Consider the following 21,343-nt stretch of genomic DNA (forward strand, 5'->3'; position numbering starts at 1 on the left):
CGAACCGCCAGGTGACCCAGCGTAGCGCCTCCACCCTGCCGTCGTCAGATCGAGGAGTCGGCGGCCGCAGGGTCTGACCCGCCGGGAGTGATCGAACCCACCGACGGTTCGCCTGGTGATCTCACCGTCGGCGGGTGGGACGGATCATGGTTCAGCGTGCTGGCGGATCCAGGTGTGCATGGCGATGCCCGCCGCGGTGCCGGCGTTGATGGAGCGGGTGGAGCCGAACTGCGCGATCGAGAGCGTGTCCTGCGCCGCCCCGCGCATGGCCTCGGAGAGGCCGGGGCCCTCCTGACCGAAGACGAGCACACACTCGCGCGGCATCCGGTAGGTCTCGATGGGCTTCGACTCCGGGAACAGGTCCACCCCGAGCACGGGAATCCCCCTCTCATCGGCCCAGGCGACGAACTCCTCCACGGAGGCATGATGCCGGACATGCTGGTACCGGTCGGTGACCATCGCCCCGCGGCGGTTCCACCGACGGCGCCCGACGATGTGCACCTCGGCGGCCAGGAACGCATTGGCCGTGCGCACCACCGTGCCGATGTTGAAGTCGTGCTGCCAGTTCTCGATCGCCACATGGAACCCGTGGCGCCGAGCGTCCAGGTCGGCGACGATCGCCTCGTGCCGCCAGTACCGGTACCGGTCGATCACGTTGCGCCGGTCGCCCTCGCGCAGCAGCTGCGGATCCCAGTGCTCGCCGTGCGGCCACTCTCCGACCCACGGCCCGACCCCGACCTCACGTCCACCGTCCTCGGCAGACCCTGCCTCATCACTCATGGACACCAGCGTATGCACCCACGGGATGACGCAGAGTCTGCACAGGTCACACCCAGGGACGATGTGCCGGGCACCCCGTGAGACATAGCGTAGAAGCATCATCAGCCCAGTACGCCCAGCGCACGCCGAAGGAGCACCACGCACATGAGGAACCGTCTCGCCGATCACCTGACCACGTGGAAGGCCTGGTACGCCGTCCCGGCCATGTTCGCGATCATCATCGCGTCCCTGCTCCCGGTGGTGGGCAACCTCCTGGGCGCGGGCGACAACACGACGGTCATGGCGCTGCTGGTCCCCGCCCAGTTCATCCTGTTCGCCGTGCTCGCCCTCGGCGTCATCGGCCTGCTGGCCCGGAAGTGGCCCACTACGATGGACCTGGGGCTGAAGCGGTCTCTGGGGATGCGGGAGATCCTGCTGCTCATCGTCGTCTTCGTCGTCTCCCACGTCGGCTTCTGGCTGCTGACCCTGGGCCGAGGCACCGACGGGACCAGCGCCTCGCGCTACTTCGACGAGCTGGGTCTGGGCGGCGCACTGCTGCCCGCGGCGCTGATGCTCTTCGCCTCCGTGGTGCTGGCACCGGTGTGTGAGGAGCTGCTGTACCGCGGCGCGGTCATGCGGCCGATCCATGACGCGCTGGCCCGCCGCGGGCTCCCCGTGCTCGCCGCGGTCGTCTCCATCCTCGCCAGCTCGTTCGCCTTCGCGATGCCCCACCTGGGCGCCTCGCTCAGCGCCGGCGAGGCGGCGGCCTTCGTCCTCACCGGCATCGCCTTCGGCCTGGTGTACCTGATCACCGGGTCGATGACCGCGACGATGGTCGCCCACTCGCTGCAGAGCTGCTTCGCCTTCGCCCAGGTCCTGATCTTCGGCGCCGGGGACCACGAGGTCTCGCCCCTGCTCTACGTCATGGTGTTCACCTGCCCGATCATCGTCTTCCTGATCGCCCGCGGACTGCACGCCGTACTCCCGGCCGGCCGCCCGGCCATGAGCGGAGCGTCGGCGGCTCGCTAGGATGTGGGCATGACCATCGACTCTGACGCCGACGCCGACCGCGAGCGCCTGCGCGAACTCATCGATGAGCTCGCCGTCGTGAGGGGCCGGGTGACCCTGTCCTCGGGCCGGGAGGCGGACTACTACATCGATCTGCGCCGGATCACGCTGCACCACGAGGCATCCCGCCTGGTCGGCCGGGTGATGCTGCGGATGCTCGACGAGGCCGGGATCGGCTGCGCCGCCGTCGGCGGCCTGACGATGGGCGCGGACCCGGTGGCCACTGCGATCATGCACGCCGCCGGCGCCGAGGATCGGGCGGTCGACGCGTTCGTCGTCCGCAAGGCTCAGAAGTCCTACGGCATGGGCCGCCAGGTGGAGGGCCCGTCGGTGGAGGGCCGCCGCGTGGTCGTCCTCGAGGACACCTCCACGACCGGCGGCTCCGCGCTGACCGCGGTCGAGGGGGTCCGCGCGGCCGGCGGCGAGGTCGAAGCCGTCGCCGTGCTGGTGGACCGGGACACCGGGGCCGCCGAGCACATCCGGGAGACCGCCGGGGTGCCCTACCTCTACGCATACTCCAAGTCGGACTTCGGCCTGGAGTGACATCCAGCGGGTGCGGTCCGCACCGGCACGACAGGAGGACCCATGGCCTTCTTTAACTCCCGTGAGACCCTCGTCGACGACATGCTCTCCGCCCTGCTGCAGACCACGCGGCTGGAGCAGCTGGCGACCTCGGAGGGGACGTCCGTGCTGGTCCGGGCCGGGCACTCCCGCGAGGACGGTCAGGTGGCCGTCATCTCGGGCGGCGGTTCCGGCCATGAACCCGCCCATGCGGGATTCATCGGCTCGGGCATGCTCACCGCCGCGGTGCCCGGCGCCCTGTTCTCCTCCCCTCCTGTCAGTGCGGTGCTGGAGGCCATCCGCAGCGTCACCGGTCCGGCCGGCTGTCTGCTGGTCATTAAGAACTACACCGGCGACCGGCTGAACTTCGGGCTCGCCGCCGAGCAGGCCCGGCAGGAGGGGCTGGACGTCGAGACGGTGCTGGTCGCCGACGACGTCGCCCTGCCGGACATCGACCAGCCCCGCGGCCTGGCGGGGACCGTGCTGGTGCACAAGGCGGCGGGGCATCTGGCCGCCTCAGGTGCTTCGCTGAGCGAGGTCGCGGAGCTCGCACGGCGGACGGCGGAGTCCTTGTCCACATTGGGGTTGGCGCTGCGACCGGCCCGGCTGCCGGGCGATGAGGGCGACCCGTCCCGGGGGTCGGAGCTGGGGCTGGGCATCCACAACGAGCCGGGGGCCGACTCGGTGGAGGTCACGGGGGCCGCTGATGCGGTGGCCACGGTGCTGGACGGGCTGAGGCCCGACGACGTCGACGCCGGGTCCGGGCTGGTGGTGCTGCTCAACGATCTGGGCGGCTGCTCGCCGCAGGAGGGTCTGGTGCTGGCCCATGAGGTCATGCGGCAGATCGGCCCGCAGCGCATCGTCCGGTTCATCGGCCCGGTCCGGGCGATGACGTCGTTGGACATGCACGGGTTCTCGGTCACTCTGGCTCCCGCCGACGCCCGGCTGGTCGAGGCGCTCGACGCGGCGACCGATGCGCCGGGTTGGACGGCGGCGGTCGAGCCGATGCCGCCGCGTCGTCGGTCCGGTGATGCCGAACGTGCCTGGACCAGCTCCGAGGCCGATTCTGAGGCCGGTTCCGGGGCGCCGATGCGCGCCTCCGAGGACGGCCGCCCGGAGGCTGCGACCGCTCAGGCCTGCCGCGTCCTGGGTGAGGCCCAGGAGCATCTCGACGCACTGGATCGGGCGACCGGAGACGCCGACGCCGGCACCACCTTCCGGGCCGGCGCCATGTCTGTGTCGACCCTGCTGGAGGACGGACACCTGGGGTTCGCCGATCCGGCCGCCGGCATGGCGAGGATCGCCCGCACCCTGGAGACGGGGATGGGCGGGTCCTCGGGAGTGCTGCTGGCGATCCTTGCGACGGCGTCCTCCCGCACCCTGGACGACGGTGCCGGCTGGGCCGAGGCTCTGGAGGCCGGGATCGAAGCGGTGAGCCACCACGGCGGCGCCGTCGAGGGCGACCGGACGATGCTCGACGCCCTCATCCCGGCCCAACGTGTGCTCGCCGAGGGCGGAACCGTGCAGCAGGTCGCCGAGGCCGCGGAGGAGGGGGCCCGGCGCACCGCGCAGCTGCAGGCCAAGGCCGGCCGCGCGGCCCACGTGCCCGATGCCGCCGCCCGGGACACCGAGGACCCCGGGGCGGTCGCCGTCGCGATGCTGTTCCGGGCGGTCAGCGACTCCCTCGGCACCTGATCCGGTGTCACCGGGCAACCGATTGACCGGCTGATCAGCGGCCACGCTGACCTCGCCGCGGACACCCATCCGACCCACCCGCCCGCCACCCCCGTCGATGGAGCACGAATCGCGCCTCAGCACGGCGTGTCGGTGCGAGGTTCACTCCCCCGACGCAGCGGAGGCGAGCGCGGCTCACCGGAACCGGCTCCGGCTCGGCTGTACGCGGGGGTCGTCGCGTTCAGCGGACATGGCCACCGCCGCACCTCGGGCCTACGATCGCACCAAGTGCTGAACGCGCGTTCAGCCGGGAGGGGATCATGGTCTATCGGTATCGCGCCGGCGCAGGTCCGGGCCCGAAGGAGAAGGGGGCCCGCGATCGGATCCTCGACGCCGCGGTCGGACTCTTCGGCGAGCGCGGCTTCGCGACGACGACGCTGAAGGCGGTCGCCGCAGAGGCCGGAGTCTCAGCTCCGCTGGTCGTCCACCACTTCGGCTCCAAGGACGGGCTCCGCACAGCCTGCGACGCCGAGGTCGCCGGCGTCTTCCGCACCCTGAAGTCCGACGCAGTGTCCCGCGGCAGCTCCCTGACGATGTTCGAGATCCTCGTGCAGTTCCAGCAGAGCCGCCCTCTGCTGCACTATCTGCTCCAGTCCATCCGCGACGGCGGCGCCCAGATGGACGAGCTCGTCGACCAGCTGGTGGAGGACTCCCTGGTCTACACCGCCGACGCGGAGGCCCAGGGCCTGGTACGACCCAGCCTCCACCCCCGTCATCGTGCGGTGATGCTGCTGCTGATGAGCTTCGGCGCACTGTCCATGCATGAGCAGATGAAGCGCCTGATGGGAGTCTCCCCCATCGAGGACCCGCCCGAGGCGTGGGGCCCCTACGTCGCCGCGGTGTCCGAGATCTTCCTCTACGGGGTGCTGCGACCGGAGGCGTACGAGGAGCTCGTCGCCCTGATCGAGCATCATCGCGACCCCGACCTGTCGACCGCCCGACCGCACACTGCAGGAGAGGAGTCGCTCCCATGAGCTCCGAACCCCCCGTCATCGCCGCGGAGTCCCTGACGAAGCGCTTCGGCCGCTTCACCGCCCTGGACGGTCTGGACCTGACCGTGGCCCCCGGCGAGGTCCACGGTTTCCTGGGTCCGAACGGCGCCGGGAAGTCCACCACCATCCGTGTGCTGCTGGGCCTGCTGCGCGCAGACGGCGGCCGGGTCTCGCTGTTCGGCGCGGACCCGTGGCACGACGCCGTCGCCCTGCACCGTCGGCTCGCCTACGTCCCCGGCGACGTCGAGCTGTGGCCGAACCTGACCGGGGGTGAGGCCATCGACCTGTTCCTCCGTCTGCGCGGACGCTTCGACCGGGCCCGTCGGGACGAACTGATCGAACGCTTCGACCTGGATCCGCGGAAGAGGGCGCGCACCTATTCGAAGGGCAATCGGCAGAAGGTGGCGCTGATCTCGGCGCTGGCCTCGCATGTGGATCTGCTGATCCTCGACGAGCCGACCTCGGGGCTGGATCCGCTGATGGAGGCGGTGTTCCAGCAGACCATCCATGAGGCGCGCGAGCGCGGGCACACGGTCCTGCTCTCCAGCCACATCCTGGCCCAGGTCGAGGCGCTGTCGGATCGGATCTCGATCATCCGACAGGGCCGGACGGTCGAGTCCGGAACCCTGGAGCAGATGCGTCACTTCACGCGCACCACCTTCGAGCTGAGCACCGACGACGTCGTCGCTCTGCGGGATCATGAGGCGGTGCGGAATCTGCGCACCGAGCACGGCAGGGTCATCTTCGAGGTCGACGGCGAGCAGGTCCCCGCCGTGATGAGGGCCCTCGGCGATATGCACGTGAGCGCCGTCGTCGCGCATCCCCCGACGCTTGAGCAGCTGCTGCTGCGTCACTACGGGCAGGAGCCCGGCGAGCAGACACCGGATGAGGCGGGCGCGCGATGAGCAGCTCCGGCGCCCTGACGGGCCTGGGCACCCTGCTGCGGTTCATGCTGCGCCGCGACCGCATCGCCCTGCCCGCCTGGGTCTTCGGCAGCAGTGCCCTCGGGCTGTACTTCATGGCCGCCGTCGAGACCGTCGCAGGCTCCGAGGAGGACCTGACCGGCCTGGCCGTGATGATGGACGATCCGACGATGCGGCTGCTCACCGGGCCCGGCTACATCGGTGAGGAGGGGATCACCCAGGAGTCGTTCTTCGCCGGCGGGTACCTGCTCTACATCCTGCTGGTCGTGGCCCTGATGAACATCTTCCTGATCTCGCGGCATACCCGGTTGGAGGAGCAGACCGGGCGGGCGGAGATGGTCCGTGCCAACGTGGTGGGCCGACACGCGACGCTGGCGGCCGCATTGGTGCTGCTGACCGGAGCGAACCTGGCGGTGGGTGGCCTGCTCGTCGGCGCCGGGTCGCTGGTCGGGTTCCCGACGGAGGGCACCGTACTGGTGGCGGCCGGTGCGACGGTGTCGGGGCTGGTGTTCGCCGGTGCGGCGGCCTGCGCGGCTCAGGTGTTCGCGTTCTCCCGCTCGGCCTCCGGCGCGGTGGGGGCGCTGCTGGGCGTCATGTTCCTGGTGCGGGGCGCCGGTGACATGTCTGAGCGTGGCGGGTCATGGGTGTCCTGGTTGTCACCTCTTGCGTGGCCCCAGCAGTCCGCACCCTACGTGGAGGATCGTGCCTGGCCTCTGCTTCTCTCGCTCGGCCTCGCCGCAGTGCTCGTGGTGCTGGCGTTCCGACTGAGCGCGGCCCGCGACGTCGGGGCCGGTCTCGTGGCTCCACGGCCGGGCCCTGCTCAGGCGTCGCCCGGACTGGGGACCCCGCTGGGTCTCGCGCACAGGATCCTGCGGGGGACCCTGCGCGGATGGGGCACGGCGATCCTGCTGCTGGCGGTGGTCATGGTCGCGATGGTCGAGTCGATGCGCGAGTCCGCCGAGGAGCTGCCGGAGATGCTCGCCCAGATGTTCCCGCCGGAGCAGATGGTGGAGAGCTACCTGGGGATGACGGGACTGCTGACCGCGCTGGTGGCCGGGGCCGCGGTGGTCGCGGGGATGCAGCACGTGCTGGCCGAGGAGCCGAGGGGCCGGGCGGAGACCGTGCTGGCGACCCCGGTGAGCAGGACGCGATGGCTCGCCGCCCATCTGACCGTGCTGCTGCTGGGACTGCTCGTGCTGATGACCGTGACGGGGCTGATCTCCGGGGGCATCGCCGCCGCCCAGCTGGGCGAGCCCGACCGCCTGCTCAAGGTCACAGCCGCGTTCGTGCAGCACATGCCGGCGGTGCTGGCGGTGGCCGGCGTCGTCACCCTCGCCTTCGGTTGGCTGCCCCGGACCATGGGGCTCCTCGGCTGGCTTCTGGTAGGCCTGGGGTTCTTCGCCTCCTACGTCGGGCAGGCTCTCGAGCTCCCGGAGACGATCGAGGCCCTGTCGGTCTTCGGCCACCTGGCCGAGATGCCGCTTGAGGACTTCGACGCCGCGCCGTTCTGGTGGCTGACCGCGGGAGGGGTGCTGGGGATCGTCCTCGGCGTGCTGGGGTTCCGGAGGCGACAGGTGGGGGCCTGAGCGCAGCGGGCCGCGGTTCACATCGCTGTCACAGGGGGCCACTAGACTCCCCGGTATGGGTGAGCTGCAGCATGTGATCGTCGAGGAGATGGGCGTGGCCCCGGAGATCGACCCGGCCGAGGAGGTCTCCCGCCGTGTGGGCTTCCTCGTCGACTATCTGGCCGCGGTGGGCGCCGAGTCGATGGTGCTGGGCATCTCCGGCGGAGTGGACTCCACTCTGGCGGGACGCCTGTGTCAGCTCGCCGCTGAACAGATCCGCTCCCAGGGTGGGTCGGCCAGCTTCCGTGCGGTGCGGCTGCCCTATGACGTCCAGCACGACGAGGCCGACGCCGCGGCGGCGCTGGAGTTCATCCGGCCCGACCATGCCCACATGTTCAACATCGCTGAGCCGGTGCGCGGGTTCGACGCCGCATACCTGGAGACTCTCGGTGAGGAACTGAGCGACTATCACCGGGGCAATGTGAAGGCGCGGATGCGGATGATCGCCCAGTATGCGATCGCCGGTGAGCACCGGGGTGTGGTCATCGGCACCGATCACGCGGCGGAGTCGGTGACCGGGTTCTTCACCAAGTTCGGCGACGGCGGTGCGGACGTGCTGCCGCTGTTCACCCTCAACAAGCGGCAGGTCCGGCAGGTCCTCGACCACTTGGGCGCCCCGGAGCCGGTCGCACAGAAGGTGCCCACCGCGGACCTCCTCGACGGGATCCCCGGTCGCACCGATGAGGACGAACTGGGGCTGAGCTACGACGACGTCGACGACTACCTCGAGGGTCGACCGGTCTCCGACGCCGCGGCCGAGGTCATCGAAGCCCGCTGGCTGGCCACACGGCACAAGCGCACCACACCGGTGACCGTCGCCGACGACTGGTGGCGCGGGTGAGGCACAGGGCCCGGGAGTCGACCCTCGGCAGGTGAGTCGTCAGCACCTGCTGATAGATTCGGGCGCATGCGAATCGCCACCTGGAACGTGAACTCGATGCGTGCCCGAGCCGACCGGGTCGAGGCCTGGCTGGAGCGCTGGGACGCCGACGTCCTGGCCGTCCAGGAGACCAAGTGCAAGGACGAGAACTTCCCCTGGGAGGTCTTCGAGAACAGCGGCTACGAGGTCGCCCACTTCGGATTCAACCAGTGGAACGGCGTCGCCATCGCCTCACGTGTCGGGCTGGCCGACGTCGAGCGCACCTTCCCCGAGCAGCCGGCCTTCGGCAAGGGCGGCGTCGACCCGGTGCAGGAGGCTCGGGCGATCGCCGCCACCTGCGACGGGGTGCGCGTCTGGAGCCTCTACGTCCCCAACGGCCGTGCCCTGGAGGACGAACACATGGGGTACAAGCTCGAGTGGCTCGAGACCCTCCGCGGACACGCCCAGTCGTGGCTCGCCGAGGACCCTGAGGCGCAGATCGCCCTCGTCGGGGACTGGAACATCGCCCCGCAGGACGACGACGTCTGGGACATCGACCTGTTCCGCGAGGAGGGGCTGACCCACGTCTCCGAGCCGGAGCGCGCGGCCTTCCAGGGGTTCCTCGACGCCGGATTCGTCGACGTCGTCCGCCCCCTGAAGCCCGGACCGGGGGTCTACACCTATTGGGACTACAAGCAGCTGCGCTTCCCGAAGAAGGAAGGGATGCGCATCGACTTCGTGCTGGCGTCACCCACACTCGCCGAGCGGGTCGACGATGCCGCCATCGACCGTGAGGAGCGCAAGGGCAAGGGCGCCTCGGACCACGCTCCCGTCGTCGTGGACCTCAGCTGACCCTCGCCCCGTCTGAGACTCCGCGCTGACCTCCGGCCGGGTCAGCGGTTCATCAGATCGGCACGCAGCTGCTCGACCTCGGCCTGCGTGGCCGCGGTGTTCTGCGAGGTGCGGACCATCGAGATCATGACCTCCAGGCTGATCCGGAAGAGGACGACGTAGAGGAAGCCGGGGATCCAGCCGAACAGCAGCCCCAGCACACCCATCAGCGGCTCACCGGTGGCGAAGCCGCTGATGATGAACATCAGCCAGCCCAGCAGCACGAACAGGATCAGCAGGGCGTAGATGAACTTCGCGAACTTGACGGTGATGAAGCTGCGGAAGCTGAAGTCGAACAGTGCGGCGAAGAAGCCCTTGGCCTCCACGGCGTTCGCCGAGGGCCGCTTCGTCTGCTGCTGCTGAGCCCCGGGCTGCGGCGCACCGTAGGCCTGCTGACCGTACGCGGGCTGACCGTACGCGGGCTGACCGTAGGCCTGCTGACCGTACTGCGGGTCACCGTACTGACCGTCCCCGTACTGGGGCTGCTGGCCGTACTCCGGCTGGCCGTAACCCTGCGGCGGACCGCCGTACGGACCTCCGGCCTGCGCCTGATCGGGTGCCGGCTGATCGGGCGCCGGCTGCCCATAGCCGGGCTGGCCGTAGTCCGGCTGACCGGAGGGCTGCTCGCCGTAGCCGCCCTGACCGTAGCCCGGCTGCGCGTCCTGCGTCCCGCCCGTGGGCTGCTGACCGTACGGCGGCTGCCCGTAGTCCCCCGGGCCGGGATTCGGCTGCGGCGTCGTCGGGTGCTCACCGTCGGGCCGGCCGGCACCGGGGACGCCGTCGGGGTTCTCGTCGGGGGTGTGGGGGTCTCCGGGCTGCTGTGTCATCTGTCCTCCTCGGATGGGGCCGATCGCGGGGCCAGGCGCGTCGCCGCGACGGCGGCTGTCCGGTGTCGATGCATCGGTGACCCTCTCACGGTCCGATGTCGGCGCCTCAGGCTCAACCTACCTGAGCCGCTGGCGTAGCAGAACGGGTCCCAGGGGGCCTGGTCTGATTTCCGTTTCCCGAGGTGCGGACCGAAGATGACAGCATGACAGCTCCTCGCTCCGAGGGCGGCGGTGTCCAGGGTCCGGCGCTGGTCGTCCTGGCGATCTCCTTCACACAGATCGGCTCCGCGGTGGCCGCGATGGTCTTCACCATGGCCGGACCGGTGGGCACGGTCGCTCTGCGCCTGGGGCTCTCCGCCCTGGTGCTGTGGCTGGTGGTCCGGCCCGGACTGCGCGGAGTCAGCCGCCTCTCGTGGGCCGCTGCGGCCGGATACGGGCTGGTCCTTGCGGCGATGAACGTCCTGTTCTATCTGGCGATCGATCGGATTCCCCTGGGCACCGCGGTGACGCTGGAGCTGCTGGGACCGCTGACGCTCAGCGTGATCACCGGACGACGGTGGCTCAGCCTGCTGTGGGCGGTGGTCGCCGGGGCGGGCGTGGTCCTGCTGAGCTGGAACCCGTCGGAGAGCCTCGACCCCCTGGGGGTGGTCTTCGCCCTGGGGGCGGGAGTGATGTGGGCCTGCTACATCCTCCTCACTCGGGCCGCCGGCCGACACTTCGCCGGTCTGGCCGGGATGACCCTGGGCATGTCGATCGGAGCCCTGGCGGTGGTGCCGTTCGCCGTGGCGACGACCGGTGCGGTGTTCCTGCGGCCGGAGGTCCTGCTGGCCGGTCTGGGCGTGGCGCTGCTGTCGTCGACGATCCCGTACGCCTTGGAGATGCGCGCCCTGCGGTCGGTGCCGCCGTCGATGTTCGCCGTGCTGCTGGCCCTCTCCCCCGCCGTGGCCGCACTCTCGGGGCTGGTGCTGCTGGGCCAGGACTTGGGCGTGGTCGGGTATCTGGGGATCGTGTGCGTCGTCGTCGCCGGGGTCGGTGCCACGCGGACCAAGCCTCGCGCGGGGTGAGGACGGGCGCAGATGGCCCGACGTTGTCCCATGATGCACACCACTAACGAAACTGTCTGCGACAGATGCGATAGGCGCGATCAGTAGATTCTGGTCTTGCGCCCTCACCTGCGCATCAGGGGACCTTGTCAGCCAGTTGGGAGCAGTCCAGCACCTTCAGGTAGGCGTCGGAACCGGTGCTTGAACAAAGTAGGGACGCTGAGTGGCGTGAAGGTTGAGTAAGCTCTCGGACGGAATCACCGAACCTGCATAGGAATGAGCCATGGCAGCCTTTCGTGGCACTGATTGTCCAGGAACCAAACTCCGCGTAACCTCTTGCTTATTATGGAAGCCACAGCGCCCTCACTCTGCATATTCCGTCCGGCTGTCTTAGGCCTGGCAGTGTCCATGCCCATTCTCCTATCTGCATGTTCTGGCGAGAGCGGCGCCGAGGCGGAAGCAGAGGTCTCGGACACTCAGACTGAGCAGGAAGAAGCAAGCGAACCCTCTCCCACTCCAACGTTCCCTGGCGGCTTAGACGAAGAGACCTATGAGGAGCACGTCTCCTGGCTTGAAGAACATCCCCTCGCTCCAGAGGATATGAATGAAGGCGCAGCCAGAGCCGTGATCGAGGAGTACTCCGATTCCGACAGAGCAAAGCGCTTATGCGAGGACGCGGCGGAAGAGTATGAGTACGACGGCATGTGGGAAGACTTGGCATATAGAGAAGTCCCGTCCAGGTCGTCTGCTAGCACGCAGGATCGCGCCATATTGGGTATTGCCTACATGCTGGAAGAAGAGTGTTCCGACCGCGCAGAGAGCTATACCGAGTGGATGGACACCTACATCAACGGACCAGAGCTGCCTGACGGCTACCCACAGACTGTTTCGGTGGAGGATCTGCCCGACCAAGTCCAGTCCTATTACGAGTCCGCCAGTTATGAGCAGGCAGTCGAAGTCGCCCCCGGAGTCTGGACACCACTCGCTCCAGGCGCATCCGTAGACGACGCAATCAACACCATGAGCTTTGACGGTTTCTGTGCCTCTAAACAAGCCTTCGAGCGTGAGTATCTAGATGGCCTCGAAACGGCCGGTTCCTGTTGGTAACAGGGTTGCGAGCACCTTAGCCCGACCTTGCTCTCGACGTACCCACTCGCGCCTCCGAAGCCTCCCCCCGGTTCCCGGCGTGAACTTGCCCTGTTCGACATCACAGTCGTCAGGTGCTCCGTCCAGGGACAGAGAATCGATCCGTTGGACGCAAGGGTCCCCATCCGCAGCCTGACTATCTGGTTACTCCAGGACCACCAAGGCACTTGTCGAGAGTGCCAGAAGTGTACGTCTCGGGAACGTCAGTCCGCACGTGGCGACCCTTGGTCCCCAGTACGGGCTCAGGAAATTTCAAGACCATCGACTAGCGACGTGAACTGGAAGCCAAGCTGTAGGTCAGGTCAACCTGTCACCCTTTCCTGCATCAGCCCCAACGATCTACCGCGATGACCGGCTCAAAGAGCGGGAGTTGCTGTGCGAGCGCGCTCACGAGCTGGCCCATCTGGACGCCGGCCACGACATCTGCCAGCAACCGGCTGTGGAGCGAGAGGTCCGGCTGTGGAGCGAGAGGTCCGGCTGCGGACCGCCCGGGGCTCATCCCTGAGGCTATGCTGAATAGCACCCTGGCGTGGACTAAATGCCCTCATGAGGCGGCCGAGGAACCTCATGTCACGGTCCCCGTGCTGAGGGGCCGGCTGGAACTGCATCACTCGCACAACTGGAGAGCATCATGACTGAGGAATCCGCGCCGAGGGGGCGCGTCGACCGAGCCAAGACCTGGTACACGGGCCAGCCGAAGGGGAAGCGGTACGGCATCGGCTGCTGCGGGTGCCTCGGTGTCGGATTCGTCCTGCTGATGATCCTGGGACTGATCCTCACCGCGTTCGGGGTGATCGAGCCCGAAGAAGCCGCTGAGGAAGACGACGACCAGGCCCAGGAGCAGGCCGAGGACGAGACGGACGACGAACCTGCCGAGGATGCGTCCCCCACTGAGGGCGAGGCTACGAACGAAGACGACGAGGGCGACGAAGAGGACGCCGAGACTACGGTCGAGGTGCCCGATGTGGTCGGGCTTCCCGGCCATGAAGCACGCGACGAGCTGGAGGACGCGGGCTTCGACGTGAGCTTAGAGGCCGAAGAGAGCGAGGTGCAGAACCCCGCCAACTGGGAGGTCGAGTCCACGGACCCGGAGCCCGGCGAAGACGCGCAGGAAGGCGATACGGTCACGGTCACTGCTGTTCGACCGGAGGGCTACGAGGATGACACCAACGGTGACGACGATGAGGGCGACGACGAGGCGACCGCCGAGGCTGAGGAGCTGCCGGCCGACATCGACGCCCAGGTCGAGGCCCTTGCAGGCCTGGAGACATTCGAGGGTGGCGAGGTGTTCCACCGCACCCCCGAGCAGGGCGAGGAATACCACGGGATCTTCATCCACCAGGAGTATGAGCCCGCGGACTTCTTCCCGAGCACTCTGTGCACCTACGCCCAGGAGGACACCATCGAGGCGCTGGAGTTCGCACGGGACAACATCACCGAGGACTACGACCTCATCCGGATGGAGTTCATCACCCGCGGCGAAGCGGACGCCACTGGACGCCAGCCCATCATCGGTCTCGCCACGGTCACCTACGAGCGCGAGACTGTGGACTCCATCGACTCGGAGCACGTGAGTCCCGCGAATGTGTGGGAGGCCCGCGACGAGGGCGGCATGGGTCCGACCTGCCAGTGACCCTCGCCGCAATCCAATGGCGTCACTATGAGCGACACCTAAACGGGTCTAGACGTAGTGACACAAAGAAACTCCCCCGCGCTTGCGGGGGAGTTCTCGGTGGCTCCGACCGGCGTCGATCCGGTGACCTTTCGATTTTCAGTCGAACGCTCTACCAACTGAGCTACAGAGCCTCGTTCGCCTGGTGATCAGACGTCACTCTCGGATCAGATCTGGTGGTCTGAAGAGAGCAGCGACCCTGACGGGACTTGAACCCGCGACCTCCGCCGTGACAGGGCGGCGCGCTAACCAACTGCGCTACAGGGCCTTGATTTTCGTGCCTGGGCACGGAGAGAGACTCTATCAGAGCCCCAGCCTCGGCTCCTAATTCGGTGCCGAGAGTACCCCCAACGGGATTCGAACCCGTGCCGCCGCCGTGAAAGGGCGGTGTCCTAGGCCGCTAGACGATGGGGGCGCGATCCCGTAGTGGACCTGTGAAAGTCTAGGCGCACGCGCCGACACGCGGCAAATCTCACCCCTCGCCGCCCCGACCGCCACCCCGTGCAACGGAACAGCCGCGAAAGGTTCCTCGCCCCACGACGAACTCCCGCCCCACCGACATCGAATCGTGACATCACGTCTGTGCAACATCCGGACCCCCGGATCGAGATCTTCCCGAGATCGTCCGACGGCCGCCGAGGACCCCGCGACGCCCGGAGCACTCCGTGCGCGATCCGTCTGCGACGGCCCCCTTCGGCCGTCCCACCTAGAGTGGGGACATGCGCCCCGAGATGACCGACGACGAGTTCGACGCCGCCGTCGAGGACGCCCTGGCCCAGATACCGGAGACCCTCGCCTCACGGGTGGACAACGTCGTGATCTTCGTCGAGGACCGCTATGTCCCGCGTCCCGGCGAACCGGCCGACACCGTGCTGCTGGGCCTCTACGAGGGCATTCCCCTCACCGAACGGGGCGGCGAGCCCTGGGCCATGCCGGATCAGATCACCCTGTATAAGGAGTCGATCCTCGACATCTGCTCGACCCGCGAAGAGGTCATCGATCAGGTGACGATCACCGTGATCCACGAGATCGCCCACTTCTTCGGCATCGACGACGAGACGCTCCACCGCCTCGGATGGGGCTGAATCGGCCCTTACCACACGGTCAGCAATTCCCCGCGCAACCCCGAACCTTCAAGCTACTTGAAGGTTCGACGTGACCAATCTGAGACCTTTCTCCCGCGGAATGACAGGGATCCAGGCGTTCAGGCCGCTTACAGCTTCGACACACCCTGTTGCCGCCGTTATGAAACGGCAATAGTCTGAGCCCAGCGCCAGAAGGCCGTCCTGCGTTTCCCATCTGTGACGGCAGCCGGCACACACTCGCTCCGCCGGGACGATCACCCAGATCGCCGGAGGACGATGAGGACCGCCCAACGGAGGTCATCGTCGAGAGTGCCGCCACCGGTTGCCGTGACTGTCGCCGACGGATCCGGTCGCGCCGAGGGTTCCTCCTGAGCAGACGTAGAGGGCGTCTGTGCCTGAAGGAGGCATCCCGACGACGACTCCGGTTCCCGGCGTCCGCTGAAGGACGGTCTCACCCCATGGCGTGGCACCCGTTGTGGACTGAGTGAGGAAGAACCGTGAACAATCGCCGGAATCTCGGCGTGGCAGCAGTGACTGCCGCCGTCGTGACGACAGCCCTGGTCGGCACCACGCTGCCCGACCTGCTCTCTGACAGGGCGAATACCGCCAAGTCGGCATCTGACGCCTCTGATCTCGTGACGACGGAGCTTCCGGAGATCCCGTCCGCGAAGGACCTCGCCGACGCCAAGTCGTCGTCCGAGACGGCCGCCGACATGATCGCCGACCTGACCGATCGTCTGGACCAGGCCGGCCAGCGCGGCGAAGAGCTGCAGGCCGCCCTTCAGATGGCCGACGAGAACGCCCTCGAGGCCCAAGTCCAGGCGGAGGAGGCCCGTGAGGCCGCCGACGCCGCCGCTGACGACTCCGAGGCCGGACGCCAGGCGAACGAGGACTACCAGGACGGTGAGACCTCGGCAGGCGACGTCCTCCTCTCCGACGAGGACTCGCTCGCCGACGACGCCGACGACCAGCGCAGCAGCGACAACGCCCAGGCCGAGGCCGAGGCCGCTCAGCAGGAGGCCGAGGAGGCCGAGTCCCTGGCCCAGCAGGCCAGCGCCGACGCCACCCGCGCGGCCGAAGAGCGTGACGGCCTCCAGGACGAGCTCGACGCGGAGCTGGAGGAGGCCGCCGAGCGGTTCGAAGAGCTGCTGCTCCAGTGGATCGACCAGAGCGGATACAGCCGGGAGCAGATCCTGGCTCAGCTCAAGGCCGACTCGGAACTGGTCGACGCCGACGGCGAGCTGGACCCGCGGAAGGTCCTCGCCCATGCCGAGCGCATCAAGGAGATGCTCGGCATCACACAGACCGCCGAGGACTCGTCGGACGATGGAGAAGGGGAAGCTTCATCGTCCGACGAGTCCGAGGCCCAGACCGACGAGGACGATGATGACGAGGACGAGGAGACCGAGTCCTCGGCGGCCGTCCCCGCGAACGACCCGCTCACCTCGCAGACTCTGGCCGACTACGTGCCGGAGACTCAGGCCCTGGTGGAGCGCTACGCGGAGCTGACCGACCAGGACGTCGAGGACGCCTTCGCCGAGATCATCGACGACGAGACCCTCGTCGACTCTCAGGGCGTCATCGACCCCGACGCGCTCCAAGCGAAGATCGAGGAGCTCGGCGGCTCGGACGACGAGGATGAGGACGAGGAGGCCTCGGAGGAGGCCACCGAGGACGCGTCTCCGTCGCCCTCGTCGGCTTCGACCTCTGACGATGACGACGAAGACGACGAGGACGGGGACGACGAACCGCAGCGTGCCCAGGCCTCCGGACCGAGCTCCGACCCGGCCGAGACCTCTTCGCCGAGCCAGGAGCTCTCCGACTACGTCTCCGCCACCCGGGACGCCGTCGAGCGCCTCGCCGACCTGAAGGACGAGGACGTCGAGGACCTCTTCGACGACCTGATCGACGACGCGGACTTCACCGACTCCAACGGCATCCTGGTCCACTCGGCTCTGCTGAGCGCGATCAGCGAGCTGCAGCCGGCTCCGAGCCCGTCGCCGTCCAGCAGCCCGAGCTCCAGCCCGAGCGAGAGCTCCACTCCGAGCTCCGGCCCGACGCCGTCGAGCAGCCCGAGCCCCTCGCCGAGCCAGAGCTCCACTCCGAGCTCCAGCCCGTCCCAGAGCTCGAGCCCCTCGCAGAGCTCGAACAACCAGCAGCGGTCGACTCAGTCCAGCCACTCGCTGGATCAGTACGTGGCCGGCACCCGGTCGGTGGTCCGCCAGATCGCCGAGCTGGAGGGGCGCTCCACCGAAGCCACCTTCCAGCGCCTGATCGGCGAGGACCGGTTCACCAACGCCAACGGCGTCCTGAACCACCAGGCCCTGCTGAACCGCCTGAGCACCCTGCGTGCGGAGAACCAGCCGAGCCCGAGCCCGACGCCGAGCTCCACCCCGTCGCCGAGCCAGAGCTCGAACAGCGGTTCGAACTCCGGCGGCTCCAACTCCGGCGGCTCCAACTCCGGCGGCTCCAACTCCGGCGGCTCCAACTCGGGCGGCTCGAACTCCGGGAACTCCGGCTCCAGCCAGTCCCAGAGCCCGGTGCACAACCTGAACCAGTACGTCCAGGCCACCCAGAACCTGGTGCGTCAGTACGCCGAGCAGAAGGGCATCACCGCCACGGCGGCCTTCCAGGAGATCATCGGCACGGACTCGCTGACCAACAGCCGCGGCGTCATCGACCACGGTGCGCTGCTGCGCGAAGTCCAGCGGGCCGGCGGCGGCTCCACCTCCGGCGGCCAGCAGGCCGGCGGTTCCCAGCAGCAGGGCGGCCAGCAGTCCGGCGGCTCGCAGCAGCAGGGCGACTCGACCGCCGCAGGTGACTCCGGCACAGCGGCCTCCCCGGGCTCCGGCGCCGGACAGGTCGCGGCGAACTGGGCCACCCAGCGGGCCACCAACCCGGCGGCGCGCTACGTATGGGGCTCCAGCGGTCCGACGAACTTCGACTGCTCGGGCCTCACCCAGCAGGCGTTCGCGCAGGCCGGGATCTCCATCCCGCGCAACTCGAACGCTCAGCTGCAGGGCGGCCAGTCGGTGCCGATCGGCAGCGTCCAGACCGGTGACCTGGTGTTCTGGACCGATGCGTCGGGCCGCGCCTACCACGTGGCGATCTACATCGGAAATGGTCAGATCGCCCACGCGCGGAACCCCTCCACCGGTCTCGGCATCGACTCGCTGAACTGGTCCTCCGCGTCCATCCACCCGGTGGCCAAGCGGTACCACTGATGCCGCACCGCTCCACGTGAGCGGGCCGAACACGACGAACAGGGGGATCTCACCGGCCACACCGGTGAGATCCCCCTGCGTCTTGTGACCGACCAGTACACTCGACCGCAACCCTGAATCCGTCACATTCTGTGTCGGGTCGCTCACACAGATTGGAAAGGTCCCGATGATCCACATCCTCTGGGGGATCCTCGGCATGACCGTGGTGCTCGGCATCGCCGTGCTCGCCTCGGCTGATCGCCGAAAGATCAAGATCCGGCCCGTGGCCTTCGCCCTGCTGCTGCAGGTCACCTTCGCGTTCCTGGTCCTGTACACCGACACCGGTCGTCGGGTGCTGCAGGTCCTCACCGAGATCGTGCAGGGCATCATCGACGTCACCGGCGAGGGCACCGCGTTCCTCTTCGGAGGCCTCGTCGAGGGCGACTCCGTGCCCTTCGCACTGAGCGTGCTGCCGGTCATCATCTTCTTCGCCTCGCTCACCGCGGTGCTGTACCACCTCAAGATCATGCAGGTGGTCGTGCGCATCATCGGCGGCGGTCTGCAGAAGCTGCTGGGCACCTCCCGCGCCGAGTCGATGAACGCCGCGGCCAACATCTTCGTCGGTCAGACCGAGGCGCCGCTCGTCATCCGCCCCTACGTGGCGGGGATGACCAAGTCGGAGCTCTTCGCAGTGATGGTCGGCGGTCTGTCCACCGTCGCCGGGTCGGTGCTGGTCGGCTACTCCCAGATGGGGGCGGACCTCGAGTACCTCATCGCCGCCTGCTTCATGGCCGCTCCCGCCGCCCTGCTGATGGCCAAGATCATCGTGCCCGCCGGCTCGTTCGACGAATTCGACGCCGGCAAGGAGGAGCGCGAGCTGGTCGCCGCCCGCAAGGCCGGCCACAGCTCGTCCGCCGAGGAGGAGACCGAGGGCACCCGGACCGACACCGCGACCGCGGGCCGCGACGACTCCGTCCTCGGCGGAGGCCGCTACGTCGCCCCGTCGCAGTCCGCCGACGACACCGACCCGGCGACCGGCTCTGACGCCGAAGCCGACGCCGAGACCGACCGGTCCCGAACGGTCGCCGCCCGCGTGGACGTCGAGGAGGAGGACCGAGCCCGCAACGTCATCGACGCCGCCGCCCGCGGTGCGGGGGACGGGCTGAAGCTGGCCGCCAACGTCGGCGCCATGCTGCTGGCCTTCATCGCCCTCATCGCACTGCTGAACCTCGGCCTCGGTCAGATCGGCGGCCTGTTCGGCAACCCCGACATCACCTTCCAGGAGATCCTCGGCTTCGTCTTCGCCCCGCTGATGTGGGCCGTCGGCGTGCCGTGGGAGGAGGCCGTCGCCGCCGGAAGCTTCCTGGGACAGAAGCTGGTGCTCAACGAGTTCGTCGCCTTCGCCGACTTCGGTCCGCAGGCCGACGGGTTCTCGGCCAAGACCCAGGCGGTCGTCACCTTCGCCCTCACCGGCTTCGCGAACTTCTCCTCGCTGGCGATCCTGCTCGGCGGACTCGGCTCCATCGCGCCCGCCCGCCGCTCGGACATCGCCCAGCTGGGTCTCCGCGCCGTGCTGGCCGGCACGCTGGCCAACCTGATGAGCGCTGCGATCGCCGGGATGATCCTGTTCTGATCGGCTGAGGCCCGCGCCGCGCGGCGACGGGCACACCGCATCGCAGCACCACCCGCACAGGGGCCGCCGCCCGGGGAACACCCCTGGTCGGCGGCCCCTGTGTCGATAGACTGAGAATGTGGCCTGAACGTGAGGAGATCAGGATGAACGAGTCGTCGCAGTCCCCCGCAGCGCCGCGGGGCGGAAGGGTCCGTCGCTTCGGCGTCGTCGTCGGAGTGGACGGCTCCGAACAGTCTCTGCGCGCCGCGCACTGGGCGGCCGCCGAGGCCCACCGACGCGAACTTCCCCTGACCGTGGTCACCGCCTACTCCCTGCCGGCCTTCGCCGCCTCCTCGATGGACGGCGGCTACGCGATGGTCGACGAATCCGCGCTCCAGGCCGGCGGCGAGGACGTCGTCGGCCAGGCCAAGGAGTTCCTCCGCGACTACCCCGGCGAGGTCACCTACCACGTGGAGGGCGGCGACGCCGCCGGTGTCCTGCTGGACTACTCCTCCGAGGCCGATGTGATCGTGGTCGGCGGACGCGGACGCGGCGGGTTCCTGGGCCGGCTGCTGGGCTCGGTGTCCTCGGCCATCCCCGCCCACGCCGAATGCCCGACCGTGGTCGTGCCGCTGAAGTACTCGTCCCAGGAGTCCAACGCGGTGACCACCTCCACCGGGGCCATCCCGGTCATCAATCCCGACGGCACGGTCGACGACCACGCACAGGCCTCCGACTCCGACCGCCGCCCGGCGCCGCCGAAGTTCTCCGCCACCTGCTCCGGACGGGACACCCGCCCGGTCGCGGTCGGCGTCGACGGCTCCGACTACGGGCGGCTGGCCGCCCTGGCCGCCGCGCGGGAGGCCGTCCAGCGCGGGACCCGGCTGCGTCTGGTCTGCGCGCTGCCCCCGCTGGGAGCGACCCTGGTGTGGATCCCCGCCCACGTGGACGACCAGGCCGCGGTCGACGAGCTCACCGAGAAGCTGGAGGCCGGGCGTCGGTGGCTGCGCAGCCACTATCCCGAACTGGACATCGAGATCGACGTCGCCGACGGCACGGCCGCCGACGTGATGGTGGAGGAGACGCGGCACGCGCAGCTCACCGTGGTGGGCACCCGGGGACGGGGCGGATTCGCCGGCATGCTGCTGGGCTCCACGTCGCAGGCCGTCCTGCACCATGCGGAGGGGCCGCTCATGGTCGTCCCCGAGGCGAAGGACCGACGGCTGGACGACCGCGCCGACTTCGGACCCGTGCTGGGCAGCTGAGACGCAGGCCCGAGGGCTCCTCAGCGAGGGGGTCCGGCGCGTCAGCTATGGTGGTGCGCCGAGCTTCGACATATGGGA

General features: G+C 68.8%; 17 protein-coding genes and 3 tRNA genes. 15 read left to right on the plus strand and 5 right to left on the minus strand.

Annotated elements, in window-relative coordinates:
* Positions 1–144: 144 nt before the first annotated feature.
* Entirely contained in the window at positions 145–780 is a 636-nt protein-coding gene (locus N7E59_RS09065; RefSeq protein ID WP_261624614.1) for a TrmH family RNA methyltransferase, read from the minus strand.
* Positions 781–924: 144 nt separating this feature from the next.
* Between N7E59_RS09065 and N7E59_RS09070 the strand changes: the two genes are divergently transcribed.
* The 8 genes from N7E59_RS09070 (at position 925) to N7E59_RS09105 (ending at position 9,373) form a co-directional block, all read left to right on the plus strand.
* The gene (locus tag N7E59_RS09070; protein WP_261624615.1) at positions 925–1,788 is read left to right on the plus strand and encodes a CPBP family intramembrane glutamic endopeptidase; all 864 of its coding nucleotides are present in this window, start codon (positions 925–927) and stop codon (positions 1,786–1,788) included.
* 9 nt (positions 1,789–1,797) lie between these two features.
* On the plus strand, positions 1,798–2,370 hold the full coding sequence (gene pyrE / locus N7E59_RS09075; protein ID WP_261624616.1) for an orotate phosphoribosyltransferase: 573 nt from the start codon (positions 1,798–1,800) through the stop codon (positions 2,368–2,370).
* Between the two features lie 42 nt (positions 2,371–2,412).
* Positions 2,413–4,083: a dihydroxyacetone kinase subunit DhaK gene (locus N7E59_RS09080; protein ID WP_261624617.1), complete on the plus strand. Its 1,671-nt coding sequence runs from the start codon at positions 2,413–2,415 to the stop codon at positions 4,081–4,083.
* A gap of 299 nt (positions 4,084–4,382) precedes the next feature.
* On the plus strand, positions 4,383–5,096 hold the full coding sequence (locus N7E59_RS09085; protein WP_261624618.1) for a TetR/AcrR family transcriptional regulator: 714 nt from the start codon (positions 4,383–4,385) through the stop codon (positions 5,094–5,096).
* A complete protein-coding gene (locus tag N7E59_RS09090) occupies positions 5,093–6,019 on the plus strand; it encodes an ABC transporter ATP-binding protein (RefSeq protein ID WP_261624619.1) in 927 nt (308 codons plus the stop codon). Before N7E59_RS09085 ends, N7E59_RS09090 begins: the two co-directional genes overlap by 4 nt.
* Positions 6,016–7,623 carry an ABC transporter permease gene (locus N7E59_RS09095; protein WP_261624620.1) on the plus strand — a complete coding sequence of 536 codons (1,608 nt, stop codon included), beginning with the start codon at positions 6,016–6,018 and terminating at the stop codon, positions 7,621–7,623. Before N7E59_RS09090 ends, N7E59_RS09095 begins: the two co-directional genes overlap by 4 nt.
* Before the next feature lie 55 nt (positions 7,624–7,678).
* The gene (gene nadE / locus N7E59_RS09100; protein WP_261624621.1) at positions 7,679–8,503 is read left to right on the plus strand and encodes an ammonia-dependent NAD(+) synthetase; all 825 of its coding nucleotides are present in this window, start codon (positions 7,679–7,681) and stop codon (positions 8,501–8,503) included.
* A gap of 66 nt (positions 8,504–8,569) precedes the next feature.
* Positions 8,570–9,373 (plus strand): exodeoxyribonuclease III, encoded by an 804-nt coding sequence (locus tag N7E59_RS09105; RefSeq protein ID WP_261624622.1) that lies wholly within the window; start codon positions 8,570–8,572, stop codon positions 9,371–9,373.
* Between the two features lie 41 nt (positions 9,374–9,414).
* On the opposite strand, the gene N7E59_RS09110 is transcribed toward N7E59_RS09105, so the two are convergent.
* Positions 9,415–10,239, minus strand: coding sequence for a DUF4282 domain-containing protein (locus N7E59_RS09110; protein ID WP_261624623.1), 825 nt, complete (start codon positions 10,237–10,239; stop codon positions 9,415–9,417).
* A gap of 203 nt (positions 10,240–10,442) precedes the next feature.
* On the opposite strand from N7E59_RS09110, the gene N7E59_RS09115 reads away from it, so the two are divergent.
* The 3 genes from N7E59_RS09115 to N7E59_RS09125 all read left to right on the plus strand — a co-directional run bounded on the left by N7E59_RS09115 (position 10,443) and on the right by N7E59_RS09125 (position 14,061).
* Entirely contained in the window at positions 10,443–11,303 is an 861-nt protein-coding gene (locus N7E59_RS09115) for an EamA family transporter (RefSeq protein ID WP_261624624.1), read from the plus strand.
* Positions 11,304–11,627: 324 nt separating this feature from the next.
* Positions 11,628–12,389, plus strand: a complete 762-nt coding sequence (locus tag N7E59_RS09120; protein ID WP_261624625.1) for a hypothetical protein — start codon at positions 11,628–11,630, stop codon at positions 12,387–12,389.
* 670 nt (positions 12,390–13,059) lie between these two features.
* Positions 13,060–14,061 carry a PASTA domain-containing protein gene (locus tag N7E59_RS09125; RefSeq protein WP_261624626.1) on the plus strand — a complete coding sequence of 334 codons (1,002 nt, stop codon included), beginning with the start codon at positions 13,060–13,062 and terminating at the stop codon, positions 14,059–14,061.
* A gap of 100 nt (positions 14,062–14,161) precedes the next feature.
* On the opposite strand, the gene N7E59_RS09130 is transcribed toward N7E59_RS09125, so the two are convergent.
* From N7E59_RS09130 to N7E59_RS09140, 3 genes are all read right to left on the minus strand, one after another.
* A tRNA-Phe gene (locus N7E59_RS09130) sits at positions 14,162–14,234 on the minus strand.
* Between the two features lie 60 nt (positions 14,235–14,294).
* A tRNA-Asp gene (locus N7E59_RS09135) sits at positions 14,295–14,368 on the minus strand.
* Positions 14,369–14,442: 74 nt separating this feature from the next.
* Positions 14,443–14,515 (minus strand) — tRNA-Glu (locus N7E59_RS09140).
* A 304-nt stretch (positions 14,516–14,819) separates the two neighbouring features.
* Between N7E59_RS09140 and N7E59_RS09145 the strand changes: the two genes are divergently transcribed.
* The 4 genes from N7E59_RS09145 to N7E59_RS09160 all read left to right on the plus strand — a co-directional run bounded on the left by N7E59_RS09145 (position 14,820) and on the right by N7E59_RS09160 (position 21,265).
* Positions 14,820–15,185: a metallopeptidase family protein gene (locus N7E59_RS09145; protein ID WP_261624627.1), complete on the plus strand. Its 366-nt coding sequence runs from the start codon at positions 14,820–14,822 to the stop codon at positions 15,183–15,185.
* Between the two features lie 521 nt (positions 15,186–15,706).
* Complete coding sequence (locus N7E59_RS09150; protein ID WP_261624628.1) at positions 15,707–18,409, plus strand: C40 family peptidase; 2,703 nt, start codon at positions 15,707–15,709, stop codon at positions 18,407–18,409.
* A 166-nt stretch (positions 18,410–18,575) separates the two neighbouring features.
* Complete coding sequence (locus tag N7E59_RS09155; RefSeq protein WP_261624629.1) at positions 18,576–20,021, plus strand: NupC/NupG family nucleoside CNT transporter; 1,446 nt, start codon at positions 18,576–18,578, stop codon at positions 20,019–20,021.
* Positions 20,022–20,164: 143 nt separating this feature from the next.
* On the plus strand, positions 20,165–21,265 hold the full coding sequence (locus N7E59_RS09160; protein WP_261624630.1) for a universal stress protein: 1,101 nt from the start codon (positions 20,165–20,167) through the stop codon (positions 21,263–21,265).
* Positions 21,266–21,343 lie beyond the last annotated feature (78 nt).

The organism is Nesterenkonia marinintestina (assembly GCF_025420485.1).
Taxonomy (GTDB): domain Bacteria; phylum Actinomycetota; class Actinomycetes; order Actinomycetales; family Micrococcaceae; genus Nesterenkonia; species Nesterenkonia marinintestina.